Here is a 22408-nt window from a genome sequence, read left to right as displayed (position 1 = left end):
GGCCAGCCATGATCTGATAGTTGCCCAGTTGCAAGAATAGGTCAGCAAAGGTTTGCCCTCGTCATGGTGTTTCCTGTGTTCCGCGGTGCCGTCGTCGCCGCACTGCTCCTCGCTTCGGCGCCCGCCTCGGCGCAGCAATTTTCCGACGGCTACGAGTTTCTGAAGGCCGTGCGCGACGCGGACGGTAACAAGGTCAATACCTATCTGCAGGACAAGTCGCTTCGTATCGTCAACACCCGCGACCGCACCACCGGCGAGGGCGCGCTTCATATCGTGGCCAAGCGTAGCGACGCGCTATATCTTCGCGTCCTCCTCCAGCAGGGTGAAGCCAACCGCAATCTTCAGGACAGTCAAGGCAACACCGCCTTGCTGATCGCGACCGAGCGGAGCTGGCAGGAAGGCGTCGCGACGCTGCTGCGCTACAAGGCCAATGTGAACTTGCAAAATGCCCGCGGCGAGACGCCGCTGATCCGGGCGGTGCAGGTGCACAACACCGAAATCGTCCGCATGCTGCTCGATGCGGGTGCCGATCCCGACAAGGCCGATTTCGGCAGCGGCAAATCCGCGCGGGATTATGCCCGCGAAGGCACACGCTGGCCGGCAATCGCCAAGCTGATCGCCGACACGCCCAAGGGTGGCGGCAAGCCGGCTGCAGCCGGCCCGGGGCTCTAATTCAGGCGAAGGGCTGCTCGGCCTCCGGGTCGAGCAAATGGATCAGCCGCCGGCCCGCGCGGCGGGCGAAGGCGAGCGTGCATTTCTTGCGAGTCGCGGTCGCGAGCGGCACCGTCGCTGCCTCGCGCACCACCGCCGCGTCGTAGCGGTCGGCGACGAGCAGCCCCGCGCGATCGGGCAGGAAGGCCTGCTGCTCGAAAGGGCGCAGATCGAATCCTTCGGGCACCGCCCAGAAGAAGCGATCGCAATGCGACAGATATTCGGGCCACTTCGCATCGCCGAGCAAGTCGGCACGTGACACCTTGATCTCCACGATGACGATGTTGCCACGCGAATCGAGCGCCATCAGATCGGCGCGTCGGCCGCCCTCGAGCTGCACCTCGCCGATTGCGACGCAATCGTGGCGCAGCAGCATGCGGCACACCCCGCGCGCCACATCGGAGGCCTGGAGGGGCTCGGATGCGGGAGGGTTCAAGGCCGGGGACGTCGCAATGCGCATCCCCGACCATTAGAACATTAGACGAACGCGGGGAAGCCTTCGCGGCGCCGCGGCGATCGTTCAGCGGTAGAAGATATGGTTGCCGACGGTGGCGACATGCGGGCGCTTCCAGCCGGGCCGGACATGGCTGGCGTGAAAGAACAGCGCGCGCGGCGCCGGGCTGTCCCACAGATCCTTCTGCGCGACCTGCGCGACGGCGAGCGCCTTGCGCCACTGTGCATTGGCGGGCGGGGTCGGAATCTGGCCACCGCGGACGAAGGAGAATTGGCCGCGCTGGGTAAGAACGCCGCACACCGACTTGGGGAAACGCCCCGAGGTCGTGCGGTTCAGGATCACTTCGGCAACCGCAAGCTGCCCGGCAAGCGGTTCGCTCTTCGCCTCGTAATAGACGCCGACGGCGAGGCAGTTGATCTCGCGATCCGAAGCATCGGCATCCTGCGCGGCGACCGCGGCGGAGAGCGATGCGAAATCCTGGTCTTCCTGGATGGCCGCTTCGGGAAGCGGCTGGACGATTTCACCCTTCTGCCGGTTGATCACCGGCTGCGCTTCGGCGGGAAGCGCGGGAACAAGCTGCTGTTCCGAGATGTTTGTAGCCTTGACCTGCTGGTCCTGCGGGTAAGGCCCAACGTCTAGCGTGGCGGCGTTGGCAAGCGCGCCTGCGCAAAAGGTCACAGCCGCGAAACTCGCGGCGCGTGGCAAGAACTTCATTCGTCTTCATTACTATGCGGTTGGCGTGCGGCCGGCCCTGATAATATGGACCGCCGGACATCCCCCCGACTGCGTAACCGCCCGAACTCTGACTTCGATCGGCACAACGCGAATTTGGATAGATCGCCTTTCTCTTCGCAGTCGCAACATGTCAACCGCCGCCGATCGTTTCAGCGGCGAACCGTTCTGCCTCTGCGACATCCAACTCCACGACCCACAGGTCGGGGTCGCGGAAGCGGCGACGCTGCCAATATGCGGTCACTTCGGATTCATCCGCCAACACCGCCGGGCCTGAGGGCAGCAGCGCGGGAAGGCCTTCAGGGCCGGCGCCCCGCTCGAAAAAGCGCGGATCTCCGCCCTTTTCGTAAAGAATCAGGAGGATGCCACCCGCGGTCGACTCGCCCCTGGCCAGCACCATCGCCGAGCCGCCCTCCTGATGCACGCGGCGGACCAGTGCACTGACCTGCACCGCGCTGGTCAGCCGTGCCATCACTCGGCCCGATAGCCGGGGAGCGTTGCGAGCGGAATACGCGAGCGCATGAAGGTGCCCGTCCCCCGTGCCGCTTCCTCGCCGCTGGCATCGATCAGCCGCGCCTCGGCGACGAACACCCGACGCTGGCCGCTGACCCACCGCCCCTCGGCGACCACCGGCCCCTCGACGAGCGGCTTGGTGAAGAGCAGGTTGAACGCCGTGGTCAGCAGGAACCGGTCCGTCACCAAGCTGTTCGCAGCGTAGAAGGCGGCATCGTCGAGCATCTTGAAATAGCTCGTGCCGTGCGCTGCGCCGGCGGCGTGGAAATAGCGCGAGTCGATCGTGAAGCGGATCCGCGCCACGCCGCTTTCGGGAATTTCGAGCACCGAATCGAACAGGCGATTGATCGGCGCGGCGGCGTACAGCGCCTCGAGCGCGCGGAAATGCGCATCGGCCCCGACGCGCGCGCGCGCGAGTTCAGGCGGCGTCACGCGTCTCCACGCCGGCAAGCAAGGCAAATAGCGCATCGGGCGAACCCGCACCGCGCAGCTTCGCCGCGAAATTGCGATCGCGCAGCTTGCGCGACACCGCGGCCAGCGCCTTGAGATGCTCAGCCCCCGCCCCGGCGGGCGAGAGCAGCATGAACACGAGATCCACGGGCAGATCGTCGATCGCCTTGAAGTCGACCGGATTGGAAAGTCGCACGAACAGGCCCACGACTCGTTTCAGCCCGTCGAGCTTGCCGTGCGGGATCGCGATGCCGCCGCCAAAGCCGGTGGAGCCCAGTTTCTCGCGCGCGGCCAGCCGCTCGGCGACTTGCCGCGCATCGAGCCCATAGGCCTTGTGCGCGGCCCCGCCGAGCTGCTGGAACAGGGTCTTCTTGTTTGCGGCGCCCAACCCGGCAAGCACAGCCTCGGGCACCAGCAAATCGCCGACTTCAGTCATCTCGATCCCAAATGCGGGCCGATGCCCGCTTGCGCGCGGCTTTAGGCCTCCGTGCGGTTCGGCTCAACCCACCCGATCGTCCCGTCGCCGCGGCGATAGACCATGTTGTAGGTGCCCGTGCCGCTATTGCGGAACAGCAGCGCGTTGGTGTTGCGCAGATCGAGCATCATCACCGCGTCCGAAACCGTCGCCTCCGGCACATCGACACGCGTCTCGGCGATGATCAGGGGTGCGTCCTCGACTTCCTCCTGCTCGGCTGCGGGCTCCTGGAAAAGCGTGTAGCCGGCGTCATAGGCGCCTTCCTCGGCCAGTGCGTTGACCGCACCGTTCTGGCGATCCTTCAGCCGGCGCGTGTAGCGGCGCAGCTGCTTGTCGATCCGATCCGCGGCGCCGTCGAAAGCGCCATTGGCTTCCTGGCCGTTGTTCGATGCCTTGAGCACCAGCCCCTGCATCACATGCATGATAATGTCGCAGGTGAAGCCGTTGTCATGCGGTCCCTTGCCGAAGGTCGCGTGCGACGAGAGGGCGCGGGCGAAATATTTGTCTGCGATCCCCTGGAGCCGTTCGTTGACTTGCGCCTTCAGCGCGGCGCCGGTGTCGACCTGGTGGCCAGAGACTCGGATATCCATGGGCGTTCCTTCCATCACTCAAAAACGAGGGCCCCCGGTACGACGTCGCATCCGATCACCCGGATGCGGCCGAAGCCCAGAGCGGCTCCTCCAACCCCATGACAAAGGCTGCGTGGCGCGCAAGTTCCGCCGCCGAGGGCGCAAAATTGCGTGCCGGCCTGACATGGACACGGGTCGGCGCCTCGGCCGGGGTCTCGCGCATGATCGGCGCATCGACCGCAAGGCCGAGCGTGATCTGGCGACCGCCGGTGAGCTCCACATAGACCTGCGCCAGCAGCTGCGCATCGAGCAGGGCGCCGTGCAACTGGCGCGCGCTGAGATCGATCCCGTAGCGCGAACAAAGCGCATCGAGGCTGTGCTTGGCGCCGGGATGGCGGCTGCGCGCGATGGTGAGCGTATCGACCATCCGATCGGGTCCGCAGTGCGGGCGCCCGCAGCGGGCAAGCTCGCCATTGAGGAAGCTGAAATCGAAGCCCGCATTATGCGCGACGAGCGGGCAATCGCCCAGAAATTCGAGCAGATCCTCGACGATGTCGTGGAACAGCGGCTTGTCCGAGAGAAAGCGATCCGAGAGGCCGTGGACGTTGAATGCCTCGATCGGCACGGGCCGTTGCGGGTTCACATAGGCATGGAATGTGCGGCCGGTCATCACCCGGTTGTGCAGCTCGACGCAGCCGATCTCGACAATGCGGTCTCCGCCCGGGAAGCTGAGCCCCGTGGTTTCGGTATCGAACACGATTTCGCGCATGGCGACCTTATCCTCCCGCACGCCCGGCCATGCAAGCGACCAGCGCACGAACCTGTTGGCGAGTGGCGTCGAGGCTGGTGTCGGTGTGAATCACGAAATCCGCGCGGGCGCGCTTCTCGGCATCGGGCATCTGCCGCGCGAGGATCGACTCGAATCGTTCGACGGTCATCCCCGGCCTGGTGAGGACGCGCGCGCGCTGAACCTCCGGCGCGGCGGAAACCACGGCGATCTTGTCCACCGACTCCCAGCCGCCTGCTTCGAACAATAAAGGTATGTCGAGCAGGACGAGCGGTTCGGTGGCATTGCGCTCCAGAAACGCTGCGCGGGCCTCGGCCACGGCCGGGTGGACCAACGCTTCGAGCCGGGCAAACGCCTCCGGATTGCCGAACACGGCCTCGCCCAGCATCGTGCGATCGACGCCGCGCGCGCCGGTGGTATCGGGGAAGGCCGCCTCGATCGCCGCGACCAGCGCGCCCCCAGGTCCTTGCAGGCGGTGGACCTCGGCATCGGCATCGAACACCGGCACACCTTCGTCGGCGAACATCCGGGCCACGGTCGACTTGCCCATGCCGATCGAGCCGGTGAGGCCCAGGACGATCATTTTACCAACAAAGCGCGCAATTCCTCGTCGCGATCGCGCGGCGGTTCGACGCCGAAGAAAAGCTCGAAGGCAAGCGCGGCCTGGCCTATCAGCATCTCGAGCCCATCGACGATGTCGAGCTCTCGCGCCCTCGCCTGCGCGAGCAATCGGGTCTCGAGCGGCGCATAGACCACGTCGTACACCACCGCATCTTCGGGCAGCGGCGAAAGGTCGAGGTCCAGCGACGGCTGCCCGTCCATCCCCAGCACACTGGCATTGACCAGCAGGTCCGCGGCCGGCAACGGCGACCCCAGCGGCATCGCATCGCCCTTCATCCCGAAGCTGCTCAGCAGCGCCGCGGCCTTGAGCACGTTGCGATTGAGAATCGTCACGCGCCCGATGCCGACCTTCGACAGCGCGAACAGGATTGCGCGGGCGGCGCCCCCCGCGCCGATCACCACCGCATGCCGTCCTTCCAGATCGAGCCCGGCGATCGGCGAATAAAAGCCGCCGGCATCGGTGTTGGTGCCGATCAGCGCGCCGTCTTCGGCCCGGATCACGGTGTTGACCGCCCCGATCGACTGGCGGACGCCACCGCGATCCTCGACAAGGTCGAGCGCGGCCTGCTTGTGCGGGATGGTGATGTTGCAGCCACGCCATTCGGGATCGGCGCGGCACGAATCGAAATAGGCGGCCAGGCCGTCGGGCGATACCCGCATCGCGCGATACTCGGCGTCGATGCCCAATGCGTCCAGCCAAAAGCCGTGGATCGCCGGCGACTTGCTGTGCGCGATCGGATCGCCGATCACCTCGGCATAGGGTTTCATGACGTCAACACTCCCCGTACGCGCAGATAATCGAGCAAGGGCAGCATCGGCATCCCCAGGATGGTGAAATGGCTACCCTCGACGCGGCTGAAAAGCTGCACCCCGGGCCCCTCCATCCGATAGCAGCCGACGCAGCCGCCGATCGTGGGCCATTCCTGGTCGAGATAGGACTGGATGAACGCCTCCGACAGCGTGCGCACATGCATCCGCGCGCGATCGACATGCCGCCACACCGCGCGCGGCCCTTCGGCGATCACCGCGGCGCTGAATAGGTCATGGTGCCGGCCCGACATCATCCGCAGGTGCTCGGCGGCGTTTTCGCGGCTGACCGGCTTGTCGAGCAAGGTCCCGTCATCGAGCGCCACCACCGAATCGCCGCCAAGCACAAGCGCCGCCGGCGCTAGTCGCGCGACCTTGAGCGCCTTGAGCTCCGCGAGCGCATCGGCAAGATCGCGCGGCGAAATGCCGCTCGCGATCAGCGATTCTTTCGCGGTCTGCTCGTCCACCTGCGCCGCCACGGCCTCATAAGGGATGCCGGCGGCGTCCAGCATCGCCCGGCGCGATGCACTCTGCGAGGCGAGGATCAGCGTCACGCGCTTCTTTCCTCCATCGCGCGCTCATTGCACAATTGGATGATCGCGGCGGCGGTCTCCTCGATCGAGCGGCGGGTGACGTCGATCACCGGCCAGCCATTGTCGGCAAACATGCGGCGCGCGAAGGCGATCTCGCGCTGGACCGAATCCTGGTCGACATAAGCAGTCTCGGGGCTCTGGTTGAGCGACAGCAGCCGGTTGCGGCGAATCTGCACCAGCCGATCGGCGCTGGTGGTCAGCCCGACGATCAACGGCCGCTTGAGCGCGTACAACTCGGGTGGCGGCGGCGATTCGACTACGACCGGAATGTTGGCTGTCTTGTAGCCACGATTGGCGAGATAAATCGACGTGGGCGTCTTGGACGAGCGCGAAACGCCGGCGAGCACGATATCGGCCTCTTCCCAATCCTCGGCGCCAATCCCGTCGTCATGCGCGATCGTGAACTGAATCGCATCGACCCGCGCGAAATAAGCGGCATCCAGAATATGCTGCCTGCCAGGGCGCGCCTTCGCCTCCTGCCCCAGCAGGCTGGAAAGCGCATGGCTCACCGGATCGAGCGGCGCGATCGCCGGCAGCCCCATCGCCCGGCAGCGGCTCTCCAGCGTGCGCCTGGTGTCGCTGTTGACCAGCGTGAAGATCACCAGCCCCGGATTTTGCGCGATTTCCGCCAATATGCGCTCGAGATGCGCCTCGCTGCGCACCATCGGCCAGAAATGGCGCGTGGTCTCGACATCGTCGAACTGGGCAAGCGCCGCCTTGGCGATATTCTCCAGCGTCTCGCCGGTCGAATCCGAGAGCAAGTGGAGGTGGAGCCGCATCAGGCCGTGCGTGAAACTGTGGAGAACATGATGCACAGCCGCTAGCGCAACCCGAGCCTGCGGCCAAGCGTGGCGGATCCGCGGACTCGACCGCTGAGTCATCCACAAGCGCATCCCCAACCCCTGGTTCCGCTCCACAGGCTGTGGAAAGTGGGGAACAAGGCAGCGAATCCGGGAGCCACCGCGCCGCATCGGGAGTCAAGCTGTTGGCAGAATCGCCAGCAACGCATAAGCCTCGTCTTCCACGCCCCTACTGACTCCAAATACCCTTAGATTCTCTTCTTATAGTTATAGGAAAGAAGCCCTGACCTCCTCTTCGCCAAAACCGCTGCTCGCAACTCTGCGTGGCGAAAAGCAACCGACCCCGCCGATCTGGCTGATGCGCCAGGCGGGACGCTATCTGCCCGAATATCGCGCGCTGCGTGCCGAGAAGGGCGGGTTCCTGGCGTTGGTCAACGACAGCGAAGCCGCAGCCGAGATCACGCTCCAGCCAATTCGCCGCTTCGGGATGGACGGGGCGATCCTGTTTTCCGACATTCTGATCGTGCCCATGGCGCTGGGGCAGAATCTCTGGTTCGAGACCGGCGAAGGCCCGCGGCTCGCGCCGAAACTGGAGAGCAGGGCGCTGCTCGATGGCCTGATACCTACGCCAGAGCCGCTCAGACCCATCTACGAGACCGTGAAGCGGGTCGCGGCTGCCTTGCCCCCGGCGACGACCTTCCTGGGCTTTGCGGGCAGTCCCTGGACGGTCGCGACCTATATGATCGCCGGACAGGGAAGCCGCGAGCAGGCGGAGGCGCGACGACTGGCCTATGCCGATCCCGGGATGGTGAGCGAACTGGTCACCCGGATCGCCGATGTAACCGTGGAATATCTGCTCGGCCAGATCGACGCCGGTGTCGAGGCGGTGCAATTGTTCGACAGCTGGTCGGGCAGCCTTTCGCCCGCGCAGTTCGAGCAGTGGGTGATCGCGCCGACCGCGCGGATCGTCGCCGCGCTGCACGCGCGCGCGCCGCAGGTCCCCGTCATCGGTTTTCCGAAGGGTGCAGGCGGGAAGCTCGCCGCTTATGCGCGCGAAACCGGGGTCGATGCGATCGGGATCGACGAGTCCGTCGATCCGGCCTGGGCCGATCAGGCACTGCCGCAGGGCCTGCCGGTGCAAGGAAATCTCGATCCGCTTGTGCTGATCGCCGGCGGCAAGATGCTGCATAGTGCAGTGGAACGAATCCTGGGTGCCTTCCCCGATCGGCCGCATGTCTTCAACCTGGGCCACGGCATCCAGCAGGATACTCCGATCGCGCATGTGGAGGCGCTTTTGGCGCAGGTGCGAGGCCGCGAATGACCGGGTTCCTGGGCAATGGCTATCTGTGGATCAAGGCGTTCCACATCATCTTCGTGATCTTCTGGATGGCCGGGCTTTTCCTGTTGCCGCGCTATCTGGTGCATCATCAGGAGGCGTTGGGCACCCCCCAAGCCGACGCGTGGACGAAGCGCGAGGCTACCCTGCGCGCGATGATCCTGACCCCGTCGATCCTGATCGTCTGGCTGCTCGGGATATTGTTGGCCGCCAATGTCGGACTGTTCGACGGCCAGCCCGGGCTTGGCTGGCTACATGCCAAACTGCTCTTCGTGGTGCTGCTCAGCGGCTATCATGGCTGGGCAGTCGGTTATTCGAAGAAACTCGCACGTGGCGTGGGCAAGCTGGCGCCCCGCACGCTGCGCCTGCTCAACGAAGTACCTGCGCTGGCGGTGGTACTGATCGTCATTCTTGCCGTGGTGAAGCCCTTCTGAGTCGACCATCCGAGGTTGACTTGCCTCTGGGGGGCTCCTAATTCGAAGCCGTGCGCCGGGTCACCGGTTCCGCGCCCTTTCCTTCCAGCATCGCCTTGTCGCGCGCCTCCGCCGATCCCGACGCTCCCCCACGCTTAAGCATTCGGACTCCCCATGCATCTCAAAGACCTCAAGAAAACCCCGCCCGCAGAACTGGTCAGCATGGCCGAGGAGCTTGGCGTCGAGAGCGCATCGACGCTGCGCAAGCAGGATCTGCTGTTCGCGATCCTGAAGGCGCAGGCCGAGAATGGCGAAGAAATCATGGGCGAGGGCACGATCGAAGTGCTCCCCGACGGCTTCGGCTTCCTGCGCTCGGCACAGGCCAATTATCTCGCCGGCCCCGACGACATCTATGTCTCGCCCAACCAGGTTCGCAAGTTCGGCCTGCGCACCGGCGACACGGTGGAAGGCGAGATCCGCGGGCCCAAGGACGGCGAGCGCTATTTCGCGCTGGTCCGCCTGGTGTCGGTCAATTTCGACGATCCCGATGCGGTGCGCCACCGGGTCAATTTCGACAATCTGACGCCGCTCTATCCCGAATCCAAGCTGACGCTCGATCCGCAGGATCCGACTGCCAAGGACAAGTCGGCGCGCGTGATCGACATCATCTCGCCGCAGGGCAAGGGCCAGCGGACGCTGATCGTGGCGCCGCCGCGGGTCGGCAAGACGGTGATGCTGCAGAATATCGCCAAGGCGGTTACCGACAACCACCCCGAGGTCTTCCTGATCGTGCTGCTCATCGACGAGCGGCCCGAGGAAGTCACCGACATGCAGCGCAGCGTGAAGGGCGAAGTCGTCTCCTCGACCTTCGACGAACCCGCGCAGCGCCACGTGCAAGTCGCTGAAATGGTTATCGAAAAGGCGAAGCGCCTGGTCGAGCACAAGAAGGATGTCGTCATCCTGCTCGATTCGATCACGCGCCTCGGCCGCGCCTACAACACCGTCGTGCCGAGCTCGGGCAAGGTGCTGACCGGCGGTGTGGACGCAAACGCGCTCCAGCGTCCCAAGCGCTTCTTCGGAGCCGCGCGCAACATCGAGGAAGGCGGCTCGCTCTCGATCATCGCCACTGCGTTGATCGATACCGGCAGCCGCATGGACGAAGTCATCTTCGAGGAATTCAAGGGTACCGGTAACTCGGAAATCGTTCTCGATCGCAAGGTGGCAGACAAGCGCATCTTCCCGGCGCTCGACGTCGGCAAGTCGGGCACCCGCAAGGAAGAGCTGCTGGTCGACCAGGCCAAGCTCTCCAAGATGTGGGTGCTGCGCCGCATCCTCATGCAGATGGGCACGATCGACGCGATGGAATTCCTGCTCGACAAGATGAAGAATTCGAAGACCAACGAGGATTTCTTCGACAGCATGAACTCCTGATCCGTTAGGACTGCCGCATGATCGAGCAACTTCTCGCCGCCGCGACCACGGCCGCCGCCGCCGGCATGGGCTCGCCCGCCGACATCTGGGCGAACATCCTCAAGGATTTCTCCAACATCACCGAACCCGCGGCGCTGGCCGCGTTCGGATCGGTGCTGATGATCGATCTGGTACTGGCGGGCGACAATGCGATCGTCGTCGGTGCGCTTGCCGCGGGGCTCCCCGCCGACCAGCGCAAGAAGGTGATTCTGATCGGCATCGGCGCCGCGCTGGTGCTTCGCATCTTCTTCGCGTTGATCGTCAGTTGGCTGATGGGGATCGTCGGTTTGATCTTCGCCGGCGGGCTGCTGTTGCTGTGGGTCAGCTGGAAGTTCTGGCGCGAGATTCGGCATAGCGGCCAGAGCGCGGGATCCGCGGAGATCAGTGGCGACGAGCATTCGGGGCTGAAGCCCGCACGCAGCTTCGCCGGTGCCGCCTGGGCAGTCGCGGTGGCCGACGTTTCGATGAGCCTCGACAATGTGCTGGCGGTCGCAGGGGCGGCCCGCGAACATCCAGGGATTCTGGTCGTCGGCCTGCTGCTGTCGGTCGCGCTGATGGGGCTGGCGGCGAACTTCATCGCGCAGCTGATCGATCGCTACCGCTGGATCGCCTATTTTGGGCTGGCCGTGATTGTCTTCGTGGCCTTCAAGATGATCTATGAAGGCTGGATCGGCAATCACGACACGCCAGGAATCCTCAGCTTCTTCAGCTAGTTAGTTTCTCCGCAAAGAAGTCGCTGGTTCGCTTGTCGGCAAGCGTGGCGGCTTCTTCTGAGCGGCGATCGCCCATCTCGGCGGCGAATCCGTGATCCTCGCCGGGATAGTCGAACAACGTCACCTTGGGGTGATCGTCGAGTCCCGCATGCATTGCTGCCTGAATGTCGGGCGTGACGAAATGATCCGCGCCTGCGATGTGGAGTAGCAGCGGCTTCGCGATGGCATGCTTCTCGTCGAGCAGATTGTCGACGCCGACCGCATAATAGCCCACGCTCGCATCGGCATCGGTCCGCGTCGCCGCCATGAAGGCCAGCCGCCCGCCTAGGCAGAAGCCGACGACGCCGACCTTGCCGCCATCGATCCGCGCCCGCGCCGCCTGGATCGTCGCCTCGATATCGGCCACGCCCAGATCCTGATCGAACTGGTTCATATGGCCGAACGCACGCTGGAGCTCGTCGGGAATGTCCGGATCGAGCTGAACGCCCGGTTCGATACGCCAGAAGAGATCGGGGGCGATGGCGAGGTAACCTTCCTCGGCCCAGCGATCGCATTTGCCGCGAATGCCCGGGTTCACTCCGAAGATTTCCTGGATCACGATGATCGCCGCGCGCGGCGTTCCGCTGGGTTCCGCGACATAGGCCTGGAAGCTGCCACTTCCGTCCAGCGCATTGATGGTGACGTCGTTCATAACAGGGTCCTTCTCGAGTGCTGGCGCTCATGCTCGACCAGCCAGGATTTGGTCTTGGGTCCGTCGCCCGCCGAATAGGCGCCGAGTGCGCCGCCGCTGCCGAGGATGCGGTGGCAGGGCACGAGGATGGGGAAGGGATTGCGCGCGCAGAGCTGGCCGATCGCGCGGGGGCTCGATCTCAATGTCCGCGCCAGCGTGCCGTAGCTCAGGGTTTCGCCATAGCCGACTGCCACGAGCCCGTCGCGCAATTCGGCGCCGCGCAGGGTGGCGGGTGCCGCCATGGCCACATCGAAGACCCGGCGTTCACCGGCGAACCATTGTTCGAGTTGCTCGATCGCTGTGCGGACCGCCGCGGCGGAGCCTTTGGTCACGGGGCCGGCCTCGCCGATTCGCACCGCGGCAACCTGCGCGTCGTCGCCCTCGACGGCGACGGTGCCGATGGGCGTTGCGATCAGGGCATGGTCGCGCGCATACATGGCCTTTGGCCTAGCAGCCGCGCCGCGGCAGGCTCAAGCGGAGAGTAAGCGCGCCATGAAGATCAATGTCGAAGTCGAATGCACGCCCGAAGAGGCGCGCCGCGCGATGGGGCTCCCCGATCTTGCTCCGGTCCATGAAAAATATGTCGGCATGATGGTCGAAGCCATTGATAAACAAGGAAGTCCTGAGGCGTTTCAGGAAATGATGCGCAACTGGGCACCGATGGGTGAAGCGGGGATGAATTTCTGGCGCGGGCTGTTCGAGGGCGGGAACAAGAGCGGCGGCTGAAATGGACACCATCTTCGCGGTTTCCAGCGGTGTCCCGCCCGCCGCCATCGCGGTTCTGCGCCTGAGCGGCCCGGGCGCGTGCGAGGCCGTACGCAGCCTTGGGGGCGCATTGCCCGAAGCGCGCAGGGCCGGCTTGCGCGCGTTGCGCGATCCCGCCGACGGGGAATTGCTCGATCGTGCGCTCGTGCTTTGCTTTCCCGCACCAGACAGCGCCACCGGCGAGGATATCGTCGAGCTTCATCTGCACGGCGGGCGCGCAGTGGTGCGGGCGGTCGAGCGCTGCCTGGCAGCGATCCCCGGGCTGCGTCCCGCCGACGCGGGTGAGTTCACTCGCCGGGCGCTGCTGAACGGGAGGCTGGATCTCAGCGAGGCCGAGGGGCTCGGCGACTTGCTGATGGCCGAGACCGAAGCGCAGCGCCGCACCGCCCTTCGATCGGCAGAGGGCGGGGTACGCCGGGAGGTCGAGGGATGGAATGGTGAACTGCTGGCAGTGGCGGCGCAGGTCGAAGCGCTGCTTGATCATAGCGATGAGGACGATGTTGCGGGCGGAGCCGGGTCCGAAGCAACGCTGCGTGACGCGGCATCGTCACTTGGCGCCCGTCTCGCAGCGACGCTCGCACAACCGCCGGTCGAGCGCTTGCGCGACGGGTTACGCGTCGTTCTCGCCGGCCCGCGCAATGCCGGCAAGTCGACTCTGCTCAATGCACTTGCCGGGCGCGAGGCAGCGATCGTCTCGTCCCTCGCCGGGACGACACGTGATCGGATCGAGGTACCGATCGTGCGGGATGGAGTTGCCTATCTATTGATTGATACGGCGGGCCTCGCGGATTCGACCGGTGACGCGATCGAGGCGATCGGAATTTCGCGTGCACGCGACGCAATGCAAGAGGCCGATATCCTGGTCTGGCTGGGCGACGATGCGCCGCCGGGCCATCCATGCCCGATCTGGGTCCATGCACGCGCCGATGAGGCCGGTCGAGAGCAGAGCGGGGCAAAGGACGTCGCGATTTCGGTCCATAGCGGGGAGGGCGTTCGGGCGTTCTGGGACCTGCTCTCGGAGGCGTCGCGACACTTGTTGCCGCCTCCAGACGCAGTTGCATTGAACGGGCGCCAGCGGGCCCTGGTTGGCCAAGCCGAGGCTGCCCTTCGACGCGCAGCAGAGCAGAGCGATCTGTTGCTGATGGCGGAAGAGCTTCGTAGCGCCAGACGAGCGTTCGACGCGATCACGGGGCGATCGGGGGTCGAAGCGATGCTCGACAGCCTGTTCGCGCGATTCTGCATCGGGAAATGATGTTCCACGTGAAACGCCTTTTGACCGCGCCCGCCGCAAGCGGTAGCGAGCAGGCATGCAGTTCGACGTAATCGTCATCGGTGGAGGCCATGCCGGAACCGAAGCCGCCGCCGCGTCCGCGCGGCGCGGGGCGCGGACGGCGCTGCTCAGTTTCGACCTCGGCAAAGTAGGCGCGATGTCGTGCAATCCAGCGATCGGGGGGCTCGGCAAGGGCCATCTGGTTCGCGAAGTCGATGCGTTCGACGGGCTGATCGCGCGCGCGACCGACGCGGCAGGCATCCATTATCGCATGCTCAATCGGAGCAAGGGTACAGCGGTGCAGGGCCCGCGGGTGCAGGCCGATCGACGGCTTTACGCGGGCGCGATCCAGGCGATGCTCGCGAGACAGCCCGGCCTGATGCTTGTCGAAGGGGAGGCGGCGGGCCTCGAGCTACAGGCGGGTTCCGTGGCCGGGGTGCGGCTGGCGGATGGCTCGCTGTTGCGCGCGCGCTCGGTGGTGCTGGCCACCGGGACATTTCTTGGAGGAAGGATTTTCCGGGGCGAAGAGCGGCTGGACGGCGGACGAGTCGATGAGGCGGCTGCCAGCTTGCTCGCCTCGCAGCTCCGCGAGTTGGCGCTGCCAATGGAGCGGCTCAAGACGGGGACCCCGCCGCGGCTCGACGGTCGCACGGTCGACTGGTCGCGGATCGCCGAACAACCTTCGGACAGCGAACCCTGGACGATGTCGCCGGCCACAACCGCACGCACGTTGCCCCAGCTTCACTGCGGCGTGACGCGCACGACGATGGCGACGCATGCAGTGATCCGCGGCGGGCTGGATCGCTCGCCTCTATTCAGCGGCGCGATCGATGGGCTGGGGCCGCGTTATTGCCCATCGATCGAGGACAAGATCCACCGCTTCGGTGATCGCGACGGACATCAGATCTTCCTGGAGCCCGAAGGGCTCGACACCCATCTGATCTATCCCAACGGCCTGTCGACCTCGTTGCCGGTCGATGTCCAGGCGGCGATGATCGCATCGATCCCAGGGCTGGAGCGGACGACGATCGTCACGCCCGGCTATGCGGTCGAATATGATTATATCGATCCGCGCGCGCTGGACTTGACGCTGGCCTTGCCGGCAATCCCCGGTGTCTATTTCGCGGGGCAGATCAATGGCACAACCGGCTATGAAGAAGCGGCCGGGCAGGGGCTGGTGGCGGGAGCAAATGCGGCCGCGTCTGCGCTGTCGCTGGCACCACTGATCATCGATCGCGCCGATGGCTATCTTGGCGTTATGATCGATGACCTGGTGCTGCAGGGAGTCACCGAACCCTATCGGATGCTCACCGCGCGCGCGGAGTTCAGGCTGCGGTTGCGCGCCGACAATGCCGAGACCCGGCTTGGTCCGATCGCGGCCGCGACGGGCTGCCTGGGAGCCGAGCGAGCCGACCGGTTGCGCGAACGGCTCGATGCGCGGGCGCAGTTGGACAGGGATTTCTCGGTGACGTTGAGCGCAACCGAGATGCAGGATCGTGGCGCGCCCGTCGGCCAGGACGGCGCCCGTCGCAGCGCCAAGGAGTGGCTGCGCTTTGCCGGGGTGGAAATCGTCCATGTGGTCGATGGGGTGACAGCGGATCCAACCTTGCTCGCCGAGTTTGTCGAGGATGCTCGCTACGCGCCCTATCTCGAGCGGCAGGAAAGCGAGGTCGCCCATCTGCGTGCCAATGATAATGTCCGCATCGACGCTGCGCTGGACTTCGCCAGCATCGCTGGGCTGTCCAACGAGATGGTGGAGCGGCTTGGTGCCGCGCGGCCCCAGACCTTGGGTGCGGCCGGACGTATCCGCGGGATCACCCCCGCTGCGCTCTCCGCAATCCTGCTCCACGCCCGTAGGCGCAGTGCTGCATGACCGAGGATGAAGCCAGAGGGTGGATTGCAGAGCGGTTCGGTGTTTCACGTGAAACCAAGCTCGCCACTTACGCCGAGATTTTGCGCGCGGAATCGATCAACCAGAATTTGGTCTCGGCCGCGTCGCTGGCCACGATCTGGTCTCGGCACCTGCTGGATTCCGCGCAGTTGCTCCCTCTGGCGGAGACCGCGGGCAAGGGTAGCTGGGTCGACGTAGGAAGCGGGGCGGGCCTCCCGGGGCTGGTCGTGGCCGTCCTTTCGGACTGGCCAACGGTGCTGGTCGAGCCACGGGGCCGCCGCGTCCAGTTCCTGCGCGATGCGATTTCGATCCTCGGTCTGGAGGCGCAGGTGATTGTCCAACCGACGCGAATCGAGACTTATAAGCCAAGCGAACTCGCCTCGGTGATTTCGGCGCGCGCCGTGGCCGATTTGCCGGGCTTGTTGTTATCCACAGTGCATTGCACAAATTCGTCCACAGTCTGGCTGCTCCCGAAAGGACGCACTGCGCATTCCGAGGTGGAAGCCGCCAAGACGAAGTGGCAAGGTGTGTTTCACGTGGAACCAAGCATTACGCAGCCGGAGTCCGGAATCGTGGTGGCCCGAGGGGTGCGGCCGAAATGATCTGCATTGCGATCGCCAATCAGAAGGGCGGGGTGGGGAAAACCACTACCGCCATCAACGTCGGCACTGCACTGGCCGCGACCGGGCAGCGCGTGCTCCTCATCGATCTCGATCCGCAAGGCAATGCCTCGACAGGCCTCGGTATCAATCGCGCCGATCGCGCGCATTCGAGCTATGAGCTGCTTGTGACCGAACTGACCCTCGACGAGGCGGCGATGGCGACCAAGGTCCCCGGGCTCGACATCGTACCGGCTACGCAGGATCTGTCCGGCGCCGAGATCGAGCTGATCGAGTTCGAAGCGCGCACGCATCGGCTTGATCTGGCCCTTGGCCGGCAGCGCGGCGATCGCTGGGACGTCGTGCTGATCGATTGCCCGCCGTCGCTGGGATTGCTGACGATCAACGCGATGGTAGCGGCGCATGCGCTGCTGGTACCGCTGCAATGCGAATTCTTCGCGCTCGAAGGGCTTAGCCAATTGCTCAACACCGTCGAGCGAATTCGCAGCCGCTTCAATCCGGGCCTGTCGATCCTGGGCGTAGCGCTGACGATGTACGATCGCCGCAATCGGCTGACCGATCAGGTTTCGGACGACGTTCGTGCCGTGCTTGGTCGGGTGGTGTTCGATACGGTCATCCCCCGCAACGTGCGCCTTTCCGAGGCGCCGAGCCATGGGCTGCCCGCGTTGATCTACGATCATCGCTGCGCCGGGTCCGAAGCCTATATCGCGCTCGCCCGCGAAGTGATCGAGCGTCTCCCCAAGCTGAAGAAGGCCGCATGACCGAACCCAGCGCCGCCTCCCGCAAACCGCGTCCCGGCCTTGGCCGCGGGCTCTCCTCGTTGCTCGGCGACAATGTCCCCGAAGCACCGGTCTCTGGCCCCAGCGAAAGCGGCAGTACCCCGGGCATCCGCACGCTGCCGGTCAGCGCGATGGTGCCGCACCCCGATCAGCCGCGCCGCCATTTCGACGAGGCCGCGCTCGAGGATCTCGCCCAGTCGATCGCGACGCGGGGGCTGATCCAGCCGATCGTCGTGCGTCCCCACGGCCACAGCTATCAGATCGTCGCCGGGGAGCGGCGCTGGCGCGCGGCGCAGCGCGCGCGGCTCCACGAAGTCCCGGTCATCGTCCGCGAGCTCACCGATGCCGAGACGATGGAGATCGCGCTCGTCGAGAATATCCAGCGTGAGGATCTCAACGCGATCGAGGAGGCGGAGGCCTATGCGCGGCTGATTGCCGAATTCGGCCATACCCAGGAAGCGCTGGGCCGGCTCGTCCACAAGTCGCGCAGCCATGTCGCCAATCTGATCCGCTTGCTCGATCTGCCGGCGGCGGTGCGCCAGATGGTGGCGGACAAGGCGATCGAGATGGGCCATGCCCGCGCGCTGATCGGCGCGCCCGATGCCGAGAAGCTGGCGCGGATCGTCGCCGACAAGGGCCTTTCGGTGCGCGAGGCGGAAAAGCTCGCGCGCGCCGCCAAGCCCTCCAAGAGCAAGGCACCGACTGAGGACATTCGAGACGCGGATATCGCCGCGCTCGAGCACCAATTGGGCGACGTGTTGGGGCTTAACGTCCGGATTGCCCACGGGCCGACCGGAGGCGGGTCGCTGAGCCTCTCTTATTCGACGCTCGACCAGCTCGATATGCTTTGCCAGCGCCTCAGCGGCGAGCGCATCTAGCCCCGCGCCCGCGCGGCGGCGCGGGCAATGGCGGCGCATTCGGCTTCGGCAAGGACTTCGCCGGCGCTCCCCGAATGCATCATCGCACGCTCGGCCTGGCGGACGCGGTCGATCGCGCGGGCGATCTGGCTGGCGTTCCAGCGGCGCAGGGCGCGTCCGGTCGCGGCCTTTTCGCGGAAGAAAATACGATGCTTTTCAAGTACTTCGTCGACACCCGCGCCCTTGTCTAGATCAGCACGAAGCTCGCTCAGCGTCATCAGCCGCCGGGTGAGCTGCCGCAGCAGCGGGATCGCGGAGCCGCCGGCTTCGCTCAATCGGGCGAGTTCCCCGCCAATCTCCGCAACCCGACCGTCGAGTACCGCATCGATGGCGTGGAAGAGCTCGGGCTCGCCCAGATCGGCGCCGATCGCGTCGAGCGCCGCGCCGTCGGCATCGCGCGGGCGATCCAGCGCGGCGTCGAGAAACAGGGCCAACTTCTCGACTTCGCGCGCCAGGATAGCGCGATCGCCGCCCGTCGCGGCCGCCAGGCGCTGGGGCACGTCGCCGGTGAGCCGCAAGCCGTGCTCGCGCGCAACGGTCGTCGCGATACGCGCCGCATCGATGCCCTCGGGGACGTAGCAGGCATGCGAAAGCGCCTTGGGAGCCGCTATCGCCAGCTTGACGAGCTTGCCGCTGGCCTTGAGCCCCGGGCCGATGGCGACCACCGGATTGCCCGCGCGTTCCGCCGCCAGCAGCAGCGCAATCGCCTCGCCCGCCGCTTCCTCGACCGGGGCCAAGCGAATGTAACGTGCGCGGCCGAACAGCGACATCGACGCCGCTTCGTCGGCGAGCCGCCCAGGCTGCTCGCGCAGCATCTTCATGTCGATATCGATACGCTCGACCTCAGGGCCCAGCGCGCGTGCCAGCCGGGCGGCAAGTTCGGCCGCGCCGGCTTCATCGGGGCCGTGAAACAGATAGAGCCGCGTCTCGGGGTTCGGCTTGTCGACCGCGGCGCGGGCCTGCGCCGCGCTCGCCTTCATTGCGCGGCGGCGGCGGCCGGCGCGGCCGATTGGGCGAAGCGCGCCACGCGAGCCACGATCTGGTCGGCAACGATGCCCGAAAGCCGCTCGAGCGCAGTGCGTTCGGCGGCGATCGTCGCATATTCGGAGCCGACGACATCGATGCCGGCGTCCGAGCCCGCGGTGGCGTCGAGCACGACCGCGCCGCTGCTCAGATCGACCAGCTGATAGCGCGCGCGCAATGTCCGCCGTTCGCGGGTGACGCTGTCGTCGCGGCGCACGCCGAGGCCGGCAATCTGGTCGTCCAACTGCACTTCGAGCCGATAGCGCGGCGCATCGGTGCGCCCCGCTGCAAGCCGATCGCGCAGCGCATTGGAGACCAGCCAACCCGATTCGCCCTGGATCGGGGCAACTTGCACCGCCGCGAGCATTGTCTGAACGGGGCCGGCCGCGCCGCCGCCGTAGAGCGGCCGTAGCCCGCAGCCCGAGAGTGCGAGCAGCGCCGCGACGAGCGCCACGGCCCTCATGCGACGATGTTCACGAGACGATCGGGGACGACGATCACTTTGCGGGGCGCCTTTCCTTCGAGCTGCCGGACGACCTTGTCCGATGCCATCGCGGCGGCCTCGACAATTTCGCGGTCCGCGCCCTTGGGCATTACCAGCGTATCGCGCAGCTTGCCATTGATCTGCACCGCGATCGTCACTTCGTCGTCGACGAGCAGCGCGGGATCCACCTCGGGCCAGGGGGCATCGGCGACCAGCCCTGTATTGCCCATCTGCGCCCAGGCTTCCTCGGCCAGGTGCGGCACCATCGGCGCGACGATGCGGACGAGCGTGCGGATCGCGTTGCTGCGTGAGGCTGAGGGCGCGGCGCGCTCGATCGCGTTGACCAGTTCATAGAGCTTGGCCACCGACTTGTTGAAGGTCAGCGCTTCCACATCCTCGGCGACGCCGGCGATCGTGCGGTGCAGGCGGCGGTCGAGATCCTTGTCTTCGCCCTGTGCGTCGGTCACGCCATCCACAAGCCGCCACAGCCGTTGGACGAAGCGCCAGGCACCCTCGATGCCATTCTCGCTCCACTCGAGATCGCGCTCGGGTGGGCTGTCGGAGAGCATGAACCAGCGGACCGCGTCGGCGCCATATTGGTCGACGATCGGTTCGGGATCGACCGTGTTCTTCTTCGACTTCGACATCTTCTCGATGCGGCCGATGTCGATCACGTCGCCCGAGGAGAGTTCGATCGCGCCGGCGCTGTCCTTGCGGATTTCCTCGGGCGAGAGCCAGCGCCCATCGAGCGACTTGTAGGTCTCGTGCGTCACCATGCCCTGGGTGAAAAGCCCGGCAAAGGGCTCGGTCATATCGAGCTTGCCGATCCGGTTGAGCGCGCGCGTGAAGAAGCGGGCGTAGAGCAGATGCAGGATCGCATGCTCCACCCCGCCGATATACTGCCCGACCGGGAGCCATTGCTCGGCCATCGCCTTGTCGAACGGCTTGTCGCGCGGCTGGCTGGCGAAACGGATGAAATACCAGGAGGAATCGACGAAGGTGTCGAGCGTGTCGGTCTCGCGCCGGGCGGCTGCACCGCATTGGGGGCAGTCGACATGCTTCCAGCTCGGGTGCCGGTCGAGCGGATTGCCGGGAATGTCGAAGCTGACATCCTCGGGCAGTACGATCGGCAGCGACTCGCGCGGGGCGGGGACGACGCCACAGCCATCGCAATGGATGAAGGGGATCGGCGTGCCCCAATAACGCTGGCGGCTGACCCCCCAGTCGCGCAGCCGCCAGACGGTGGTGCCGCTGCCCCAGCCGCCTTCCTCGGCGCGGCGGATCACCGCGCGCTTGGCGTCGGCGACATCCATTCCGTCGAGGAAGTGCGAGTTCACCAGTGTGCCGGGACCGGTATAGGCTTCGTCGCTATGGTATTCGGGCGAGACCTGATCGCCGTCGGAGACGACGCGGCGGATCGGCAGGGCATATTTGGTGGCGAATTCGAAGTCGCGCTGGTCGTGCGCCGGCACCCCGAAGACGGCGCCGGTGCCATAGTCCATCAACACGAAATTGGCGATGTAGACCGGCAATTGCCACGCCGGGTCAAAGGGGTGGACCGCGCGCAGGCCGGTGTCGAAGCCGAGCTTCTCCTGCGTCTCCAGTTCGGCCGCAGTGGTGCCGCCTTGCTTGCAGAGCGCGATAAACGTCGCGGCGTCTTCACTCGTCTCGGCCAGCTTTTGCGCGATCGGATGGTCCGCCGCGACCGCGACGAAGCTCGACCCGAAGATCGTGTCCGGCCGGGTGGTGAAGACTTCGACATCGCCGCCGTCGGACAGTGCGAACCGAAACCGCAGCCCCTCGGACTTGCCGATCCAGTTCTCCTGCATCAGCTTGACCTTTTCGGGCCAATGTTCGAGCGCCTGCACGCCCTCCAGCAGCTCGTCGGCGAAGTCGGTGATCTTGAGGAACCACTGGCTCAACTTGCGCCGCTCGACCAGTGCGCCCGAGCGCCAGCCGCGCCCGTCGATCACCTGCTCGTTGGCGAGCACGGTCATGTCGGCCGGATCCCAATTGACCGCCGATTCCTTGCGATAGACCAGCCCCGCCTCGTAGAAATCGAGGAAGATCGCCTGTTCCTGGCCATAATATTCGGGGTCGCAGGTCGCCAGCTCGCGCGTCCAGTCGAGCGCGAAGCCGAGCCGCTTGAGCTGCGCTTTCATCGTCGCGATATTGGCGCGGGTCCAGCCGCCCGGATGGACCTTCTTCTCCATCGCGGCATTTTCGGCGGGCATGCCGAACGCGTCCCAGCCCATCGGGTGGAGCACTTCATAGCCGCGCATCCGCCGGAAGCGCGCGAGCACGTCGCCCATCGTATAGTTGCGGACATGCCCCATGTGGATGCGCCCCGAGGGATAGGGGAACATCTCGAGCACGAAACTCTTGGGCTTGGGCGAATCGTCGCGCGCGGCGAAGGTGCGGTTGTCGTCCCACGCCTTCTGCCACGCTGCGTCCGCCTTCAAGGGATTGAAGCGTGACGCCATCA

The 22408-nt window shown here is 65.7% G+C and carries 27 protein-coding genes; 11 read left to right on the top strand and 16 right to left on the bottom strand.

Translation table 11 applies throughout. The features are described from left to right. Positions 1-63: 63 nt before the first annotated feature. Complete coding sequence (locus OKW87_RS12045; RefSeq protein ID WP_265539813.1) at positions 64-672, top strand: ankyrin repeat domain-containing protein; 609 nt, start codon at positions 64-66, stop codon at positions 670-672. Position 673: 1 nt separating this feature from the next. Here OKW87_RS12045 and OKW87_RS12040 read toward each other — a convergent pair whose 3' ends face one another. The 11 genes from OKW87_RS12040 to OKW87_RS11990 all read right to left on the bottom strand — a co-directional run bounded on the left by OKW87_RS12040 (position 674) and on the right by OKW87_RS11990 (position 7491). Next, entirely contained in the window at positions 674-1171 is a 498-nt protein-coding gene (locus tag OKW87_RS12040; RefSeq protein ID WP_265539812.1) for an MmcB family DNA repair protein, read from the bottom strand. 60 nt (positions 1172-1231) lie between these two features. Continuing rightward, a complete protein-coding gene (locus OKW87_RS12035; RefSeq protein ID WP_265539811.1) occupies positions 1232-1879 on the bottom strand; it encodes a cell wall hydrolase in 648 nt (215 codons plus the stop codon). A 151-nt stretch (positions 1880-2030) separates the two neighbouring features. After that, positions 2031-2372: a DUF1491 family protein gene (locus OKW87_RS12030; protein ID WP_265539810.1), complete on the bottom strand. Its 342-nt coding sequence runs from the start codon at positions 2370-2372 to the stop codon at positions 2031-2033. Beyond that, a complete protein-coding gene (locus OKW87_RS12025; RefSeq protein ID WP_265539809.1) occupies positions 2369-2842 on the bottom strand; it encodes a PaaI family thioesterase in 474 nt (157 codons plus the stop codon). The genes OKW87_RS12030 and OKW87_RS12025 overlap by 4 nt, the downstream gene beginning before the upstream one ends. Then, positions 2829-3296: a PTS sugar transporter subunit IIA gene (locus OKW87_RS12020; RefSeq protein WP_265539808.1), complete on the bottom strand. Its 468-nt coding sequence runs from the start codon at positions 3294-3296 to the stop codon at positions 2829-2831. Before OKW87_RS12020 ends, OKW87_RS12025 begins: the two co-directional genes overlap by 14 nt. A gap of 41 nt (positions 3297-3337) precedes the next feature. After that, the gene (gene hpf, locus OKW87_RS12015) at positions 3338-3925 is read right to left on the bottom strand and encodes a ribosome hibernation-promoting factor, HPF/YfiA family (RefSeq protein WP_265539807.1); all 588 of its coding nucleotides are present in this window, start codon (positions 3923-3925) and stop codon (positions 3338-3340) included. Positions 3926-3980: 55 nt separating this feature from the next. Beyond that, positions 3981-4673: a DNA polymerase III subunit epsilon gene (gene dnaQ, locus OKW87_RS12010; protein WP_265539806.1), complete on the bottom strand. Its 693-nt coding sequence runs from the start codon at positions 4671-4673 to the stop codon at positions 3981-3983. 7 nt (positions 4674-4680) lie between these two features. Further along, positions 4681-5274: a dephospho-CoA kinase gene (gene coaE / locus OKW87_RS12005; protein ID WP_265539804.1), complete on the bottom strand. Its 594-nt coding sequence runs from the start codon at positions 5272-5274 to the stop codon at positions 4681-4683. Further along, positions 5271-6080 (bottom strand): shikimate dehydrogenase, encoded by an 810-nt coding sequence (gene aroE, locus OKW87_RS12000; RefSeq protein WP_265539801.1) that lies wholly within the window; start codon positions 6078-6080, stop codon positions 5271-5273. Before aroE ends, coaE begins: the two co-directional genes overlap by 4 nt. After that, positions 6077-6631: a Maf family protein gene (locus tag OKW87_RS11995; RefSeq protein ID WP_443025105.1), complete on the bottom strand. Its 555-nt coding sequence runs from the start codon at positions 6629-6631 to the stop codon at positions 6077-6079. The genes aroE and OKW87_RS11995 overlap by 4 nt, the downstream gene beginning before the upstream one ends. A gap of 38 nt (positions 6632-6669) precedes the next feature. Further along, positions 6670-7491 carry a pyruvate, water dikinase regulatory protein gene (locus tag OKW87_RS11990; RefSeq protein WP_443025104.1) on the bottom strand — a complete coding sequence of 274 codons (822 nt, stop codon included), beginning with the start codon at positions 7489-7491 and terminating at the stop codon, positions 6670-6672. A 304-nt stretch (positions 7492-7795) separates the two neighbouring features. Here OKW87_RS11990 and hemE point away from each other — a divergent pair, with 304 nt between their 5' ends. The 4 genes from hemE (at position 7796) to OKW87_RS11970 (ending at position 11444) form a co-directional block, all read left to right on the top strand. Continuing rightward, a complete protein-coding gene (hemE, locus tag OKW87_RS11985) occupies positions 7796-8833 on the top strand; it encodes a uroporphyrinogen decarboxylase (RefSeq protein WP_265544102.1) in 1038 nt (345 codons plus the stop codon). Then, positions 8830-9282 carry a CopD family protein gene (locus OKW87_RS11980; protein WP_265539798.1) on the top strand — a complete coding sequence of 151 codons (453 nt, stop codon included), beginning with the start codon at positions 8830-8832 and terminating at the stop codon, positions 9280-9282. Before hemE ends, OKW87_RS11980 begins: the two co-directional genes overlap by 4 nt. 153 nt (positions 9283-9435) lie before the next feature. Then, positions 9436-10692, top strand: coding sequence for a transcription termination factor Rho (gene rho, locus OKW87_RS11975; protein WP_265539796.1), 1257 nt, complete (start codon positions 9436-9438; stop codon positions 10690-10692). A 17-nt stretch (positions 10693-10709) separates the two neighbouring features. Continuing rightward, positions 10710-11444 carry a TerC family protein gene (locus OKW87_RS11970; protein ID WP_265539795.1) on the top strand — a complete coding sequence of 245 codons (735 nt, stop codon included), beginning with the start codon at positions 10710-10712 and terminating at the stop codon, positions 11442-11444. On the opposite strand, the gene OKW87_RS11965 is transcribed toward OKW87_RS11970, so the two are convergent. Together OKW87_RS11965 and OKW87_RS11960 are read right to left on the bottom strand one after the other, a co-directional pair. Next, complete coding sequence (locus tag OKW87_RS11965) at positions 11437-12135, bottom strand: dienelactone hydrolase family protein (protein WP_265539794.1); 699 nt, start codon at positions 12133-12135, stop codon at positions 11437-11439. The genes OKW87_RS11970 and OKW87_RS11965 overlap by 8 nt on opposite strands. Then, the gene (locus OKW87_RS11960; RefSeq protein WP_265539793.1) at positions 12132-12611 is read right to left on the bottom strand and encodes a methylated-DNA--[protein]-cysteine S-methyltransferase; all 480 of its coding nucleotides are present in this window, start codon (positions 12609-12611) and stop codon (positions 12132-12134) included. Before OKW87_RS11960 ends, OKW87_RS11965 begins: the two co-directional genes overlap by 4 nt. A 55-nt stretch (positions 12612-12666) precedes the next feature. Here OKW87_RS11960 and OKW87_RS11955 point away from each other — a divergent pair, with 55 nt between their 5' ends. The 6 genes from OKW87_RS11955 to OKW87_RS11930 are packed head-to-tail and all read left to right on the top strand — an operon-like array spanning position 12667 to position 18377. Beyond that, positions 12667-12900, top strand: coding sequence for a DUF6489 family protein (locus OKW87_RS11955; protein WP_265539792.1), 234 nt, complete (start codon positions 12667-12669; stop codon positions 12898-12900). Between the two features lies 1 nt (position 12901). Continuing rightward, positions 12902-14191 (top strand): tRNA uridine-5-carboxymethylaminomethyl(34) synthesis GTPase MnmE, encoded by a 1290-nt coding sequence (gene mnmE / locus OKW87_RS11950; RefSeq protein ID WP_265539790.1) that lies wholly within the window; start codon positions 12902-12904, stop codon positions 14189-14191. Positions 14192-14246: 55 nt separating this feature from the next. Then, positions 14247-16082, top strand: coding sequence for a tRNA uridine-5-carboxymethylaminomethyl(34) synthesis enzyme MnmG (gene mnmG / locus OKW87_RS11945; protein WP_265539788.1), 1836 nt, complete (start codon positions 14247-14249; stop codon positions 16080-16082). After that, positions 16079-16702 (top strand): 16S rRNA (guanine(527)-N(7))-methyltransferase RsmG, encoded by a 624-nt coding sequence (rsmG, locus tag OKW87_RS11940; RefSeq protein WP_265539786.1) that lies wholly within the window; start codon positions 16079-16081, stop codon positions 16700-16702. The genes mnmG and rsmG overlap by 4 nt, the downstream gene beginning before the upstream one ends. Further along, entirely contained in the window at positions 16699-17481 is a 783-nt protein-coding gene (locus tag OKW87_RS11935) for a ParA family protein (RefSeq protein ID WP_265539784.1), read from the top strand. Before rsmG ends, OKW87_RS11935 begins: the two co-directional genes overlap by 4 nt. Beyond that, the gene (locus OKW87_RS11930) at positions 17478-18377 is read left to right on the top strand and encodes a ParB/RepB/Spo0J family partition protein (protein WP_265539782.1); all 900 of its coding nucleotides are present in this window, start codon (positions 17478-17480) and stop codon (positions 18375-18377) included. Before OKW87_RS11935 ends, OKW87_RS11930 begins: the two co-directional genes overlap by 4 nt. Here the strand turns inward: OKW87_RS11930 and holA are convergent. Genes holA through leuS form a run of 3 tightly spaced genes read right to left on the bottom strand, consistent with a single transcriptional unit; the run spans position 18374 to position 22406 of the window. Then, positions 18374-19396, bottom strand: a complete 1023-nt coding sequence (holA, locus tag OKW87_RS11925) for a DNA polymerase III subunit delta (protein ID WP_265539781.1) — start codon at positions 19394-19396, stop codon at positions 18374-18376. The two genes, OKW87_RS11930 and holA, sit on opposite strands and share 4 nt — an antisense overlap. After that, positions 19393-19902: an LPS assembly lipoprotein LptE gene (lptE, locus tag OKW87_RS11920; RefSeq protein WP_265539778.1), complete on the bottom strand. Its 510-nt coding sequence runs from the start codon at positions 19900-19902 to the stop codon at positions 19393-19395. Before lptE ends, holA begins: the two co-directional genes overlap by 4 nt. Continuing rightward, positions 19899-22406, bottom strand: coding sequence for a leucine--tRNA ligase (gene leuS, locus OKW87_RS11915; protein ID WP_265539775.1), 2508 nt, complete (start codon positions 22404-22406; stop codon positions 19899-19901). Before leuS ends, lptE begins: the two co-directional genes overlap by 4 nt. Positions 22407-22408: the final 2 nt, after the last annotated feature.

It is taken from the genome of Sphingomonas sp. M1-B02, from assembly GCF_026167525.1.
Lineage (GTDB): Bacteria > Pseudomonadota > Alphaproteobacteria > Sphingomonadales > Sphingomonadaceae > Sphingomonas.
Note: the sequence above shows the minus strand (reverse complement) of the source record. Positions and strands in the feature narration are given on the sequence as shown.

Bases quoted from the DNA above. Each gene is read 5' to 3' on its own strand.
- OKW87_RS12045 (WP_265539813.1), top strand. From the start codon at position 64: ATGGTGTTTCCTGTGTTCCGCGGTGCCGTCGTCGCCGCACTGCTCCTC.
- OKW87_RS12040 (WP_265539812.1), bottom strand. From the start codon at position 1,171: ATGCGCATTGCGACGTCCCCGGCCTTGAACCCTCCCGCATCCGAGCCC.
- OKW87_RS12035 (WP_265539811.1), bottom strand. From the start codon at position 1,879: ATGAAGTTCTTGCCACGCGCCGCGAGTTTCGCGGCTGTGACCTTTTGC.
- OKW87_RS12020 (WP_265539808.1), bottom strand. From the start codon at position 3,296: ATGACTGAAGTCGGCGATTTGCTGGTGCCCGAGGCTGTGCTTGCCGGG.
- hpf (WP_265539807.1), bottom strand. From the start codon at position 3,925: ATGGATATCCGAGTCTCTGGCCACCAGGTCGACACCGGCGCCGCGCTG.
- dnaQ (WP_265539806.1), bottom strand. From the start codon at position 4,673: ATGCGCGAAATCGTGTTCGATACCGAAACCACGGGGCTCAGCTTCCCG.
- coaE (WP_265539804.1), bottom strand. From the start codon at position 5,274: ATGATCGTCCTGGGCCTCACCGGCTCGATCGGCATGGGCAAGTCGACC.
- aroE (WP_265539801.1), bottom strand. From the start codon at position 6,080: ATGAAACCCTATGCCGAGGTGATCGGCGATCCGATCGCGCACAGCAAG.
- OKW87_RS11995 (WP_443025105.1), bottom strand. From the start codon at position 6,631: ATGCTGGACGCCGCCGGCATCCCTTATGAGGCCGTGGCGGCGCAGGTG.
- OKW87_RS11990 (WP_443025104.1), bottom strand. From the start codon at position 7,491: ATGCGGCTCCACCTCCACTTGCTCTCGGATTCGACCGGCGAGACGCTG.
- OKW87_RS11980 (WP_265539798.1), top strand. From the start codon at position 8,830: ATGACCGGGTTCCTGGGCAATGGCTATCTGTGGATCAAGGCGTTCCAC.
- rho (WP_265539796.1), top strand. From the start codon at position 9,436: ATGCATCTCAAAGACCTCAAGAAAACCCCGCCCGCAGAACTGGTCAGC.
- OKW87_RS11970 (WP_265539795.1), top strand. From the start codon at position 10,710: ATGATCGAGCAACTTCTCGCCGCCGCGACCACGGCCGCCGCCGCCGGC.
- OKW87_RS11965 (WP_265539794.1), bottom strand. From the start codon at position 12,135: ATGAACGACGTCACCATCAATGCGCTGGACGGAAGTGGCAGCTTCCAG.
- OKW87_RS11960 (WP_265539793.1), bottom strand. From the start codon at position 12,611: ATGTATGCGCGCGACCATGCCCTGATCGCAACGCCCATCGGCACCGTC.
- OKW87_RS11955 (WP_265539792.1), top strand. From the start codon at position 12,667: ATGAAGATCAATGTCGAAGTCGAATGCACGCCCGAAGAGGCGCGCCGC.
- mnmE (WP_265539790.1), top strand. From the start codon at position 12,902: ATGGACACCATCTTCGCGGTTTCCAGCGGTGTCCCGCCCGCCGCCATC.
- mnmG (WP_265539788.1), top strand. From the start codon at position 14,247: ATGCAGTTCGACGTAATCGTCATCGGTGGAGGCCATGCCGGAACCGAA.
- rsmG (WP_265539786.1), top strand. From the start codon at position 16,079: ATGACCGAGGATGAAGCCAGAGGGTGGATTGCAGAGCGGTTCGGTGTT.
- OKW87_RS11935 (WP_265539784.1), top strand. From the start codon at position 16,699: ATGATCTGCATTGCGATCGCCAATCAGAAGGGCGGGGTGGGGAAAACC.
- OKW87_RS11930 (WP_265539782.1), top strand. From the start codon at position 17,478: ATGACCGAACCCAGCGCCGCCTCCCGCAAACCGCGTCCCGGCCTTGGC.
- holA (WP_265539781.1), bottom strand. From the start codon at position 19,396: ATGAAGGCGAGCGCGGCGCAGGCCCGCGCCGCGGTCGACAAGCCGAAC.
- lptE (WP_265539778.1), bottom strand. From the start codon at position 19,902: ATGAGGGCCGTGGCGCTCGTCGCGGCGCTGCTCGCACTCTCGGGCTGC.
- leuS (WP_265539775.1), bottom strand. From the start codon at position 22,406: ATGGCGTCACGCTTCAATCCCTTGAAGGCGGACGCAGCGTGGCAGAAG.